A 12908-nucleotide genomic window follows, 5' to 3' on the forward strand; every position below is an offset into this window, starting at 1 on the left:
GGGAAGACAAATGCTGTTTTGCATAAATCATGCATAAAGCATCCGCTCGATCAGCATCGCCCCCCACACGACCGACCACCGAACCCATACAATTCATCAAATGCCATTGTCCGCAGGGCGAGCGGGAATCGAGCGTAAAAACGGGTATACTCGCTCGCGCGAAATTGATAGTGCAGTAACTGGTTTAAAAGTCATGAAATTAAAACAAATGCCATTACCAAGCATATTCAGAACACTATGAAATTCACTGCCTTACAAGTACGCACGAAGCAAAATAAAATCGAACTCTATATTTCACGAAAAAAAAGACCATAAAAATTCCAACAACCACATCACTGTAGAAAATCAACTCAACCGCTCACGAGTACAGGCAGGAGCCCATGACCCAAAACAACCAAGGTACACTACTAGAACAGCCGAAAGTTTCATGGAACCTTGTTTCGTACGGCCTCCTGCTTGCCATAAGCATCGTCATCTTCGCCCCTATAATCCGTGAGCTGTCGGCTGTCGGAAACGATTATATCGCTCACTTGATGTGGGCACGCGAAATGGAAGAAACGCAGAAGCTGATGTTGCCGCATCCGCTGTATCATCTTCTTGTTATTCTCGCAAAAAACATTTTCTCTCTGAATTACATAGACTCTTCCACCGTGGTCATCGTGCTGTCCACTTTTCTTCTGGCTGTCCTTAACTACAGAATTCTGCTGAAACATACATCCAGAGCAGTCGCCATTCTGTTTTCGACGTGCCTGCTAATCGTCACGCCGTTGCAACTATTCTATTTTGTAGACCAGCATCTTTATTTTGGCTATGTTGGAATCAACGTTTATCACAGCCCTACAATGCTGCTGTTGAAACCTCTGTCGCTTATCGTATTTTGTTATGCATTGAAATCAGCTACCAGCCCATCAAAAAACGAGCTGCCCAGCGCGATCGCCTTTGCTGCCTCCTTATTCCTGTGCGGAATTGCAAAACCCAATTTCTTAATGATAGTACTACCCGCCTTTGTAGTATTTCTATTCCTGATCGGCAAGCTGAAGCCCATGCTCAGCCACACTTATATTTACCGTGCCTTCTTCCTCCCGATATTCATGCTGCTAAGCCTTCAGTTCTTTCAGACGTATTTCTTCCAGGAACTTTCGAAAGGAACAAGCAACGAAGAAAGCAACATTACGGTTTTGCCATTCGAAACAATGGCACACTACTCCGGCTATCTGATACCGAAGTTTCTGCTGTCCATAGCATTCCCGTTATTCGTTTTCATGTGCTATCCAAAAACCTTCATCAAAGACAAGGCAGTTGTTTTTTCCTCCTGCTGCTTCTTGATGGGAATTATCCTGATGTACTTCTTCGCAGAGACCGGATACAGAATGTATTCCGGAAACTTCTGGTGGAGCGGACAGATTGGTTTGTATCTGGTTTTCTTGTTTTCCGTAGCATTTCTGTTCGAGAACCATGCAAAGCTGACGAGCAATACAACTGGTAAAATAAAATACGCTATTTGCATTTTGTTGTTTTTCATGCATACCGCCGCTGGAATATTCTACTACCGGCAGGAACTTCTCTTTAACTCAAGATTCTGGTAACCCGTGATCCTCTCCATATTACCGACATGACATACAAGACTATGACAACCAAAGCATCGACTCCGCATATTTCAGTCATTGTCCCGGTCTACAAGGCCGAGAAGTCTCTTGACGAACTTTACTCCAGATTAAAAAAATCCCTGGAAGAGATCACTGTGAACTTCGAAATATTGCTGGTCGAGGACTGCGGCGGTGATAGTTCCTGGAAAATCATAGAACGTCTGGCGAACGATGATCCACGTGTATTGGGTATTCAGTTAAGTCGTAATTTTGGTCAACATTATGGTATTACCGCCGGCCTCGATGCCTGTCGCGGAGAATGGGTTGTAGTAATGGATTGCGATCTTCAGGATCGTCCGGAGGAAATTCCACGCTTGTACGCCAAAGCACAAGAGGGCTACGACATTGTTCTGGCATTGCGAGGCAAGCGTAGCCATCCTTTGCTCAAACGATTCACTTCATGGATGTTCTACAAGCTTTTCAGCTATCTGGCAGATTTTGAATACGATGGAGACAGCGGAAACTTCCGTATCATTTCAAGAAAAGTCGTCGACAACCTGTGTCAAATGAGAGAGCGTCTCCGCTTCTTCGGTGCATTGGTACACTGGACAGGCTTTAATACCACTGGAGTCGAGATTACACACGCTGAGCGATCAGAGGGGAAAAGTACTTACACGTATTCCAAGCTTTGGAACCTGGCCATGGAAACGATAATTGCGTATTCAGACAAACCGCTCCGACTTGCAGTGAAGCTTGGATTTACCATGGCATTGCTATCATTTCTATATGGTTCGTATCTCCTGTTTACCACAATGCTTCATGGAGCAGTTGTACAAGGCTGGACCAGTCTTATGGTGTCTATATTTTTCATTGGCGGGGTAGTAATCTCGATTCAGGGCATCGTAGGCATATACGTCGGAAAAACCTTCGACGAAACAAAAAAACGCCCCCTGTACATTGTAGGTCGTCAGACTTTCGAAACTCGCAGAAAAACGAAAGACACGCCGCAAAACAGAGAATCCGAAATATACGTTGATGAAGAAAGGTTTTAACTGATCCAGATGAAATCTCTCCGGAACCCTGCCTTTTACCAATTAATCCGCTATGGCATAGTCGGCATATTGAACAACATCTTCCTTTACATTGGATATTTGCTCATAACGTATGCCGGCGGCAACGAAAAAATTGCAATGACAACAATGTACGCAACAGGGGTCGTCATTGGTTATATCGCCAGCTACAGATGGACATTTTCCCAAGCCTCAAACCGAAGAGCTTTGTTTCGCTATGTGCAGATGCATGTCTCGGGCTACCTTATAAACCTGTTCATGCTTTACTCACTTGTCGACCTTCTTGGCTACCCCCATCAACTGGTGCAAGTCGCAGCCATAATTGTAGTTGCTCTTTTTGGGTTCTTTACCTGCAAATACTATGTCTTTCAGCAAACTTCCAGCTGAACCTCATTCAATTCATCATTTATAGAACTCGTAAATATCAATCGTATCCATGCCGGGCTAGCGCAGAACCACCAACTCGGCATGCGCGTAATCAGTCGCCTTGCCGTTGCCTGTCATCCAATGAGAGTGAGCGCGCCGGCTCCGTGTGTTAACCTCTGCCCCACATTTCCAACCGTGCCGGTGCATGTGACATTCATTGATTTCTCAAAAATGAATTGACCCATTTTGGCCCCCCGCACTTTTGAACAGATAGCACTAATCCACTGATGAATAAAGCAATTAGCGACCTATCCAGTCACACCCCGATGATGCAGCAGTACTGGCGCCTGAAAAATCAGCACCCGGACCAGCTGATGTTCTACCGCATGGGCGACTTCTACGAGATCTTCTACGAAGACGCGAAGAAGGCAGCCAAGTTGCTGGACATCACCCTGACCGCGCGCGGGCAGTCGGCGGGTCAGGCGATTCCGATGTGCGGGATTCCGTATCACGCGGCGGAAGGTTATCTGGCGAAGCTGGTCAAGCTAGGCGAGTCAGTCGTGATCTGCGAACAGGTCGGTGATCCAGCCACGAGCAAAGGCCCGGTGGAACGCCAGGTGGTGCGGATCATCACCCCCGGTACGGTCAGCGACGAGGCGTTGCTGGATGAACGTCGCGACAACCTGATCGCAGCGGTGCTGGGCGACGAGCGCCTGTTCGGTCTGGCCGTACTGGACATCACCAGCGGCAACTTCACCGTCCTTGAGATCAAGGGCTGGGAGAACCTGCTGGCGGAGCTTGAGCGGGTCAACCCGGTCGAGCTGTTGATCCCGGATGATTGGCCAAAAGACTTGCCGGCAGAAAAACGCCGGGGCGTACGTCGTCGTGCACCGTGGGATTTCGAGCGCGACTCGGCGCTGAAAAGTCTCTGTCAGCAATTCTCCACCCAGGACCTGAAAGGCTTCGGCTGCGAAACCCTGACCCTGGCGATCGGCGCCGCCGGTTGCCTGCTGGCATATGCCAAGGAAACCCAGCGCACCGCCCTGCCCCATCTGCGCAGCCTGCGCCATGAACGTCTGGACGACACCGTGGTGCTGGACGGCGCCAGCCGCCGTAACCTCGAACTCGATACCAACCTGGCCGGCGGCCGCGACAACACTCTGCAATCGGTGGTCGACCGTTGCCAGACCGCCATGGGCAGCCGCTTGCTGACCCGTTGGCTGAACCGCCCACTGCGCGATCTGACCGTGCTGCTGGCTCGCCAGACCTCGATCACTTGCCTGCTCGACCGCTATCGCTTTGAAAACCTGCAACCGCAGCTCAAGGAAATCGGCGACATCGAGCGGATCCTGGCGCGGATCGGCCTGCGCAACGCCCGCCCTCGCGACCTCGCCCGCCTGCGTGATGCACTCGGTGCCCTGCCTGAACTGCAAGTGGCGATGACCGATCTCGAGGCCCCGCACCTGCAACGCCTGGCGACCACCACCAGCACCTACCCGGAACTGGCGGCGCTGCTGGAAAAGGCCATCATCGACAACCCGCCGGCGGTCATCCGTGACGGCGGCGTGCTGAAAACCGGTTACGACAGTGAACTCGACGAACTGCAATCGCTGAGCGAGAACGCCGGCCAGTTCCTGATCGATCTGGAAGCACGGGAAAAGGCCCGTACCGGCCTCGCCAACCTGAAAGTCGGCTACAACCGCATTCATGGCTACTTCATCGAATTGCCGAGCAAGCAGGCTGAATCGGCGCCGGCAGATTACATCCGCCGCCAGACCCTCAAAGGCGCAGAACGCTTCATCACGCCTGAGCTGAAAGAGTTCGAGGACAAGGCGCTGTCGGCCAAGAGCCGCGCCCTGGCTCGCGAGAAGATGCTCTACGAGGCGTTGCTGGAGGATCTGATCAGCCAGTTGCCGCCGCTGCAGGACACCGCTGGCGCGCTGGCCGAACTGGACGTGCTGAGTAACCTCGCCGAACGCGCGCTGAATCTCGACCTGAATTGCCCGACGTTCGTCAGCGAACCGTGCATGCGCATCTCCCAGGGCCGTCACCCGGTGGTCGAGCAAGTGCTGACCACACCGTTCGTGGCCAACGACCTGAGCCTGGACGACAACACCCGCATGCTGGTGATCACCGGCCCGAACATGGGCGGTAAATCCACCTATATGCGCCAGACTGCACTGATCGTATTGCTGGCGCATATCGGCAGCTTCGTGCCGGCGGCCAGTTGCGAACTGTCGCTGGTGGACCGGATTTTCACCCGGATCGGTTCCAGCGATGACCTCGCTGGCGGGCGCTCGACCTTCATGGTGGAAATGAGCGAAACGGCCAACATTCTGCACAACGCCACCGAACGCAGCCTGGTGCTGATGGACGAAGTCGGTCGCGGCACCAGCACCTTCGACGGTCTGTCCCTGGCGTGGGCCGCAGCCGAGCGCCTCGCGCACCTGCGCGCCTATACTCTCTTTGCGACGCACTATTTCGAACTGACCGTGCTGCCGGAAGCCGAACCGCTGGTAGCCAACGTGCACCTCAACGCTACCGAGCACAACGAGCGCATCGTGTTCCTGCACCATGTGTTGCCGGGGCCGGCGAGCCAGAGTTATGGCCTTGCGGTTGCCCAGCTGGCCGGCGTGCCGAGCGAGGTGATCGTGCGTGCTCGTGAGCACCTGAGCCGCCTGGAAGATACCGCGCTGCCGCATGAGGCGCCAAAACCGGCCGCCAAGGGCAAACCGGCGACACCGCAGCAGAGCGACATGTTTGCCAGCCTCCCGCATCCGGTGCTCGATGAGTTGGCGAAACTGGATCTGGATGACGTGACACCGCGTCGTGCACTCGAAATGCTCTATGCACTAAAGAACCGGATCTAAGCACCGACGAACCGGATATAACGCAAACGGCTTCAAGCTGTTAGAATCTCGCGCGGTTTGGGATGCTGCTGGCTAATAGCCTGGCTGGCAGACATCGCTCCCGAACCTGGCGACCCCAACCGTGAAGGGGCAACGCTGCCGCCGCCTGAGGAGAAAATTAGAAATGACCTTCGTCGTCACCGACAACTGCATCAAGTGCAAGTACACCGACTGCGTAGAAGTCTGTCCGGTGGACTGCTTCTACGAAGGCCCGAACTTCCTGGTGATTCACCCGGATGAGTGCATCGACTGCGCCCTGTGCGAACCGGAATGCCCGGCCGTAGCCATTTTCTCCGAGGACGAAGTTCCGGAAGAGATGCAGGAGTTCATTCAGCTGAACGTCGAGCTGGCCGAGATCTGGCCGAACATCACCGAGAAGAAAGAATCGCTGCCGGATGCCGAAGAGTGGGATGGCGTCAAAGGCAAGATCAAAGACCTCGAACGCTGATCTGTCTCGCGTTTGAACAAAAGGCCCCTCGCGGGCCTTTTTTGTTTTTCCGGGTTGCCTTTTTTCAGGCAAAAAAAAGGGGCGGTTTGACCCGCCCACATTTTTTCCCTATTCCCTGTGTTCCTTTTCATCGTCCTGATGAATCGCTTCCTGCGATGTCCGTTCCCCTCTTCCTTGAAGGGCGTGTCTATCCGTCGACACAACCCAGATACTAGAGATTTCCCCGCCGGGGGCAACTGGCCTCCAGCGCACGAACCTGTTGTCATAAGCCCTTAACATTGAAAAATAACCATATAAATCATTACGTTACTAATATCCGATGAGCACAATCGCCTTGAGCGGCCGTGTAAAAATAACGAACACTTACGATACAGTCAGCAAAGGCTTACAACGCAAACCTACAAGGCGGGAATGCCTCCCGCTTTCAGTGCGCCAACAAAAAGCCCCGAACCAGTCGGGGCTTTCTGCATAGCGGTCATGCGGGTGGCTTATTGAAACAGCGACTCGCTCGACAGGCCGTTTTTCTCAAGAATTTCACGAAGGCGCTTGAGGCCTTCCACCTGGATCTGTCTCACCCGCTCCCGGGTCAGGCCGATCTCCAGGCCTACATCTTCCAGCGTACTGCTCTCATGGCCGCGCAGGCCGAAGCGGCGCACGACCACCTCGCGTTGCTTGTCGGTCAGTTCCGAGAGCCATTGATCGATGCTCTGCGACAGGTCGTCATCCTGCAGCAGTTCGCACGGATCGGTCGGACGGTCATCCGTCAGGGTGTCCAGCAGGGTTTTATCCGAATCCGGACCCAGCGAGACGTCGACCGAAGAAACCCGCTCGTTCAGGCCCAGCATGCGCTTGACCTCGCCCACCGGTTTTTCCAGCAGGTTGGCAATTTCTTCGGGTGAAGGTTCGTGGTCGAGCTTTTGCGTCAGCTCCCGTGCAGCCCGCAGGTACACGTTGAGCTCCTTGACCACATGGATCGGCAACCGGATGGTCCGGGTCTGATTCATGATCGCGCGCTCGATGGTCTGACGAATCCACCAGGTTGCGTAGGTCGAGAAGCGAAAGCCGCGCTCGGGATCGAACTTTTCCACCGCGCGGATCAGTCCGAGGTTGCCCTCTTCGATCAGATCCAGCAGCGACAGCCCCCGATTGACGTAACGCCGGGCGATTTTGACCACCAGCCGCAGGTTACTTTCGATCATGCGCTTGCGCCCGGCAGGATCGCCACTTTGCGACAAGCGCGCAAAATGAACTTCTTCTTCCGGGGAGAGCAGTGGGGAAAAGCCGATTTCGTTGAGGTACAGCTGCGTGGCATCGAGTGCCCGAGTGTAATCGATGTACTTGTGTTGTTTAAGTGAAGCGGAGTGTTTGGATTTGGCACGAACGGAAGGTGGAGCAGCCCCTTCATCATTCGACATCGAATCCGAATCGATGCCGGTCTCCATCAGGAGAACCTCATCGTCGATGTCAAACTCCGGCACTTCTTTACTGAGAGCCATTGTTATAGTCCTTTGGTGAGTTCGACCCCAAGCTCAAGCGGCGCCTTTATCCTTGGCAACGCTGGAGCCTGTCCCCTCTACGCGACGGAACAGGCTGGTCTGCAAATCAACGTCTTGGCAGGAACTGCAGCGGATCTACAGGTTTACCTTGTCGGCGAATCTCAAAATGCAGTTTCACCCGGTCTGTACCCGTTGACCCCATTTCGGCAATTGTCTGTCCGACCTTGACCTGCTGCCCCTCCCGTACCAACAGCCGACGGTTGTGTCCGTAAGCACTGACGTAGGTTTCGCTGTGTTTGATGATGACTAATTCGCCGTAGCCCCTTAAGCCACTCCCGGCGTAAACCACCGTCCCATCAGACGCAGCTAAAACAGGCTGTCCCAAATCTCCGGCGATATCAATTCCTTTATTCAAACTACCGTTTGAAGAGAATTTACCAATCAGAATGCCATTAGATGGCCATCCCCAGCCGGTCGGGGCCGGGCCCGGTGGAGGCAATGGTGCGGGTGTTTGCTTGTTGGCGACGGACGGTACAACCGTCGTCGAAGCCGCACCGGAACCCGTGGTTGTGGTGGTGGTTGTGCCATTTGCCTGGCGCCGGATAACCGTGGTTTTACTGGACGAAGACGCTGAAGAACCGGAGTTGCTCACGACCGCAGTCGACGTTGAACCGGTGCGCCCATCGAAGCGAATCGTCTGACCTGGATGGATCGTATATGGCGTAGGAATGTTGTTCCGGGCAGCGAGGGCTTTGTAGTCCCAGCCGTAGCGAAAAGCGATGGAAAACAAAGTATCGCCCGGACGGACTACATACTGCCCGGTCGTCACGACCGGACGCTGGGCCACCGCATTGTTGCGATCGACGACCCGAACGTTGCTCGATTTTGTGCTGGAGCAACCGACCAGCAAGGTGCTCAAGACAAGGCCAGTCACCAGGCGCTGAAAGCTCGTGTTACCCATACGCTGCGCAATGACTGTGAGACTCACCCGCCGCTCCCTTTGTGGTGGCTGAAAAATGTGGAATGCCGATTCCGGCATGAAACTTCGCAAGTATAACGGGCGCAACCGGCTTTACCTTTATAGAAGCGCTATCGCTTGGCGCACACGTTTGCTTGTAGACGATCCATCCTGTTTAAACATTCGCTGCCGCTGTAAGACAGGCGCACTCGACAGGAATTCAGCATCCTGAAACAAATGCTCAGGCCAGCGGACCGTTCAGCAATGGCACGAAACGCACCGCCCCCAGAACGTGTCGGGAGAAGCCGTTTTCTTCGCGCACGATCAACATCAATTGCTGCACTTCACCCGAACCGACCGGAATCACCATCCGCCCGCCCGGTGCCAGTTGATCAAGCAAAGCCTGAGGCACGTCGGTGGCGACTGCCGTGACGATAATGCCGTTGTAAGGCGCCAGCGCCGGCCAGCCTTCCCAGCCATCGCCCCAGCGAAACACCACGTTGCGCAGATTGAGCTCGACCAGGCGTTCCTTGGCCCGATCCTGCAGCACCTTGATGCGCTCCACCGAGAACACCCGCTCGACCAGTTGCGACAGCACTGCCGTCTGGTAACCTGAACCGGTGCCGATCTCCAGCACTTTATCCAGCGGCCCGGCCTCCAGCAGCAGCTCGCTCATGCGCGCCACCATATACGGCTGGGAAATGGTCTGGTTGTTGCCGATCGGCAGCGCGGTGTCTTCATAGGCACGGTGCGCCAGCGCTTCATCGACGAACAGGTGTCGCGGGGTGCGGCGGATCACTTCCAGCACGCTGGCGTTGGAAACGCCCTCTTCGTACAGACGCTGGATCAGCCGCTCACGGGTTCGTTGGGACGTCATCCCGATGCCGCTGCGCAGCCTGTCGTCTTGTTCACGAGCCATCAGTTGAGCCCCTCCAGCCAGCCGTCGAGACTTCTGAAGGCATCATTGAAGGTGCGATCGAGCTGCAACGGAGTGATGGATACGTAACCTTGCATCACGGCATGGAAATCGGTGCCCGGCCCGCCGTCTTCCGCGTCGCCTGCCGCCGCGATCCAGTAACCGGCCTTGCCGCGCGGGTCCACGACTTTCATCGGTGCCGCCGCACGGGCGCGATGGCCGAGACGGGTCAGTTGAATGCCGCGAATGTGATCGATCGGCAAGTTCGGAATGTTCACGTTCAACACCGTGCGCGGTGGCAGGTCGAGCCCGGCATGGGCTTCGATCAGTTTGCGCGCAAAGTAGGCGGCCGTGGGCAAGTTGTCGACCTGCCGCGAAACCAGCGAGAAGGCAAACGACGGGCGTTCGAGAAAGCGGCCCTCGAGAGCGGCTGCCACCGTCCCGGAATACAGCACGTCATCCCCCAGGTTGGCGCCCAGGTTGATACCCGAAACCACCATGTCCGGCTCGCGTTCGAGCAACCCGTTGAGCCCCAGATGGACGCAGTCGGTCGGTGTGCCATTGAGGCTGATAAAGCCGTTGGCCAGGTATTGCGGGTGCAGCGGACGGTCGAGTGTCAGCGAACTGCTGGCACCGCTCTTGTCCTGTTCCGGGGCGATAACCACGCACTCGGTGTAATCCGCCAGCGCAGCATAAAGCGCGGCAAGACCGGGCGCAGTCACCCCATCGTCGTTAGAAATCAGAATACGCATGGGCTGTCCGTCTGCCCCACCGGCACCAGATCAACGAGTTCGCGCACCAATACGGTGGCGAAGCATCCGGCCGGGAGGACGAATTCCAGTTGCAGAATGTCAGGCTCGGGATAATGCCACGTCAACCCGCCAATGGGCAGCCGCAGGATGCGACGTTCGTGGCTCATACCGGCATTAATCAACCAATCGCGCAGATCCGCCTCGCGTGCGGCAATCCCCTGCTCCAGATCATGGACAACCCCGGCCGCCGGCGAGTCACCTTCGCCCCACTGCGGACCGGTCGGATGCAGATCAAGGATGGCCAGTCGCGGGTCGCTGCACTCGGCTTCACCGGCCGGGAAAAAGCTGCGGCTGTCGGTGAAGGCCAGCAGATCGCCGACCTGGGCGCGCTGCCAGGAGCCATCGGCGACCCGCGCCGCGAGTACCTGATTGAAGAGAAAACTGCGCGCGGTCGACAGCAGGCGCGAGCGTACATTGCGCTGTTCCGGCAGTGCCTTGCGTGCAGCCCACGAGCGGGCATCGACCACGTTGCCGCCGTCATGGCCGAAACGCTGGGCGCCGAAGTAATTCGGGATACCTTGTTTGGCGATCAGTTGCAGACGCTCGTCGATGGCAGCCTTGTCGCCATTGAACTGAGTCAGGCGCAGGGTGAATCCGTTGGCCGAATGCGCACCGCGTTGCAGCTTGCGTTTGTGGCGGGTGGTCTTGAGGATCTTCAGCGTGTCGTTTTCCGCCGCCGACAGATCCGGATCAGCCTTGCCCGGCAATTGCACGCTGAACCACTGGCGGGTCAGCGCCTGACGATCCTTGAGCCCGGCGTAACTCACCGTACGCAACGGCACACCGGCCGCCTTGGCGATACGGCGCGCGGCTTCTTCAGTATTCAGGCCGCGCTTTTCCACCCAGATCCACAGGTGCTCGCCGTCACCGCTGAACGGAATGTCGAGGACTTCATCGACCTGGAAATCTTCGGCGATGGCTTTGAGTACCGCGGTGCCAAGGGCGTCGCCATAGACACGCGGGCCGAGCAGTTGCAGTTCGTTCATGCGCGCAGCAACAAGGCAACGGAATGCACGGCAATGCCTTCTTCGCGACCGACGAAGCCAAGCTTCTCGGTGGTGGTGGCTTTCACGTTCACTTGATCCAGTTCTACTTGCAGATCCGCGGCAATCAGCGCGCGCATCGATTCGATATGAGGTGCCATCTTCGGTGCCTGGGCAACGATGGTGTTGTCGACGTTGCCGATCTTCCAGCCTTTGGCGTGGATCAGACCGACCACGTGACGCAGCAGCACTCGGCTGTCGGCGCCCTTGAATTGCGGATCGGTGTCCGGGAAATGCTTGCCGATATCACCCAGCGCCGCCGCGCCGAGCAAGGCGTCGCTCAAGGCATGCAGCAGGACGTCACCGTCGGAGTGAGCGAGCAGCCCGAAGCCGTGTGCGATTCGCACGCCGCCCAGAGTAATGAAATCGCCTTCAGCGAAACGGTGCACATCATAGCCGTGGCCAATACGCATAAAAAAACGCCCCGAATTTTGTCAGGGCGTGATTCTACCTGCATTAGCCCTTGAGGGCGCGTGCGTGATGCTGCAAGTGGTCGTCAATGAAGCTCGCGATGAAGAAATAGCTGTGGTCGTAGCCCGGTTGCAAGCGCAGCGTCAGCGGGTGGCCCGCCTGTTTTGCCGCTTGTTGCAGGGCTTCGGGTTTGAGCTGGGTGGCGAGGAAATCGTCGCGATCACCCTGATCGACCAGCAGTGGCAGTTTCTCGTCCGCTTCGGCGATCAGTGCACAGGCATCCCACTCGCGCCACTTCGAACGGTCTTCGCCCAGATAGCGGGTGAATGCCTTCTGGCCCCACGGGCAGTCGATCGGATTGTTGATTGGTGAAAACGCCGATACCGACTGGTAACGACCCGGATTGCGCAACGCACAGACCAGCGCACCGTGACCGCCCATGGAATGGCCGCTGATGCTGCGCTTGTCCGACGCCGGGAAATGCGCTTCAACCAGTGAAGGCAATTCCTGCACGACGTAGTCATGCATCCGATAGTGCCGCGACCAGGGTTCCTGCGTGGCATTCAGATAAAACCCGGCACCGAGGCCGAAATCCCAGGCCCCATCAGGATCACCCGGCACATCCGGGCCGCGCGGACTGGTGTCCGGCGCCACGATGATCAGGCCGAGCTCTGCCGCCATGCGCATCGCGCCGGCCTTCTGCATGAAGTTCTCGTCCGTGCAGGTCAGGCCCGACAGCCAGTACAGCACCGGCAACTTGCCGCCCTGCTCTGCCTGCGGCGGCAGATACACGGCAAACACCATGTCGCAGCCCAGCACTTCGGAGCGATGGCGATAACGCTTGTGCCAACCGCCGAAACTTTTCTGACAGGAGATGTTTTCCAGACTCATGT

Annotated in this window: 12 protein-coding genes; 5 read left to right on the forward strand and 7 right to left on the reverse strand. The window is 56.2% G+C overall.

Features of this window, described 5'->3' with window-relative positions; genetic code table 11:
- The first annotated feature begins 380 nt into the window (after window positions 1-380).
- The 5 genes from AC1Q9F_RS07500 (at window position 381) to fdxA (ending at window position 6379) form a co-directional block, all read left to right on the forward strand.
- The gene (locus AC1Q9F_RS07500) at window positions 381-1586 is read left to right on the forward strand and encodes a hypothetical protein (protein ID WP_492619642.1); all 1206 of its coding nucleotides are present in this window, start codon (window positions 381-383) and stop codon (window positions 1584-1586) included.
- A gap of 41 nt (window positions 1587-1627) precedes the next feature.
- Window positions 1628-2638, forward strand: coding sequence for a glycosyltransferase family 2 protein (locus AC1Q9F_RS07505; RefSeq protein ID WP_207985176.1), 1011 nt, complete (start codon window positions 1628-1630; stop codon window positions 2636-2638).
- A gap of 9 nt (window positions 2639-2647) precedes the next feature.
- On the forward strand, window positions 2648-3043 hold the full coding sequence (locus AC1Q9F_RS07510) for a GtrA family protein (RefSeq protein ID WP_492619641.1): 396 nt from the start codon (window positions 2648-2650) through the stop codon (window positions 3041-3043).
- Between the two features lie 278 nt (window positions 3044-3321).
- Window positions 3322-5892: a DNA mismatch repair protein MutS gene (mutS, locus tag AC1Q9F_RS07515; protein WP_207986178.1), complete on the forward strand. Its 2571-nt coding sequence runs from the start codon at window positions 3322-3324 to the stop codon at window positions 5890-5892.
- 163 nt (window positions 5893-6055) lie between these two features.
- Complete coding sequence (gene fdxA / locus AC1Q9F_RS07520; RefSeq protein ID WP_007908827.1) at window positions 6056-6379, forward strand: ferredoxin FdxA; 324 nt, start codon at window positions 6056-6058, stop codon at window positions 6377-6379.
- Between the two features lie 488 nt (window positions 6380-6867).
- Here the strand turns inward: fdxA and rpoS are convergent, their stop codons facing one another.
- The 7 genes from rpoS to fghA all read right to left on the reverse strand — a co-directional run bounded on the left by rpoS (window position 6868) and on the right by fghA (window position 12906).
- The gene (rpoS, locus tag AC1Q9F_RS07525) at window positions 6868-7875 is read right to left on the reverse strand and encodes an RNA polymerase sigma factor RpoS (protein ID WP_007954831.1); all 1008 of its coding nucleotides are present in this window, start codon (window positions 7873-7875) and stop codon (window positions 6868-6870) included.
- A gap of 106 nt (window positions 7876-7981) precedes the next feature.
- Window positions 7982-8863 carry a peptidoglycan DD-metalloendopeptidase family protein gene (locus AC1Q9F_RS07530; protein ID WP_011332705.1) on the reverse strand — a complete coding sequence of 294 codons (882 nt, stop codon included), beginning with the start codon at window positions 8861-8863 and terminating at the stop codon, window positions 7982-7984.
- 211 nt (window positions 8864-9074) lie between these two features.
- Window positions 9075-9710 (reverse strand): protein-L-isoaspartate(D-aspartate) O-methyltransferase, encoded by a 636-nt coding sequence (locus AC1Q9F_RS07535; protein WP_170844894.1) that lies wholly within the window; start codon window positions 9708-9710, stop codon window positions 9075-9077.
- Between the two features lie 41 nt (window positions 9711-9751).
- Window positions 9752-10501 carry a 5'/3'-nucleotidase SurE gene (surE, locus tag AC1Q9F_RS07540; RefSeq protein ID WP_492619640.1) on the reverse strand — a complete coding sequence of 250 codons (750 nt, stop codon included), beginning with the start codon at window positions 10499-10501 and terminating at the stop codon, window positions 9752-9754.
- Window positions 10489-11547: a tRNA pseudouridine(13) synthase TruD gene (gene truD / locus AC1Q9F_RS07545; protein WP_492619639.1), complete on the reverse strand. Its 1059-nt coding sequence runs from the start codon at window positions 11545-11547 to the stop codon at window positions 10489-10491. Before truD ends, surE begins: the two co-directional genes overlap by 13 nt.
- On the reverse strand, window positions 11544-12017 hold the full coding sequence (ispF, locus tag AC1Q9F_RS07550) for a 2-C-methyl-D-erythritol 2,4-cyclodiphosphate synthase (protein WP_492619638.1): 474 nt from the start codon (window positions 12015-12017) through the stop codon (window positions 11544-11546). The genes truD and ispF overlap by 4 nt, the downstream gene beginning before the upstream one ends.
- A gap of 43 nt (window positions 12018-12060) precedes the next feature.
- Window positions 12061-12906, reverse strand: a complete 846-nt coding sequence (fghA, locus tag AC1Q9F_RS07555; RefSeq protein WP_085605227.1) for an S-formylglutathione hydrolase — start codon at window positions 12904-12906, stop codon at window positions 12061-12063.
- Window positions 12907-12908 lie beyond the last annotated feature (2 nt).

The sequence above is a fragment of the Pseudomonas sp. GW823-FHT04A03 genome, assembly GCF_058796615.1.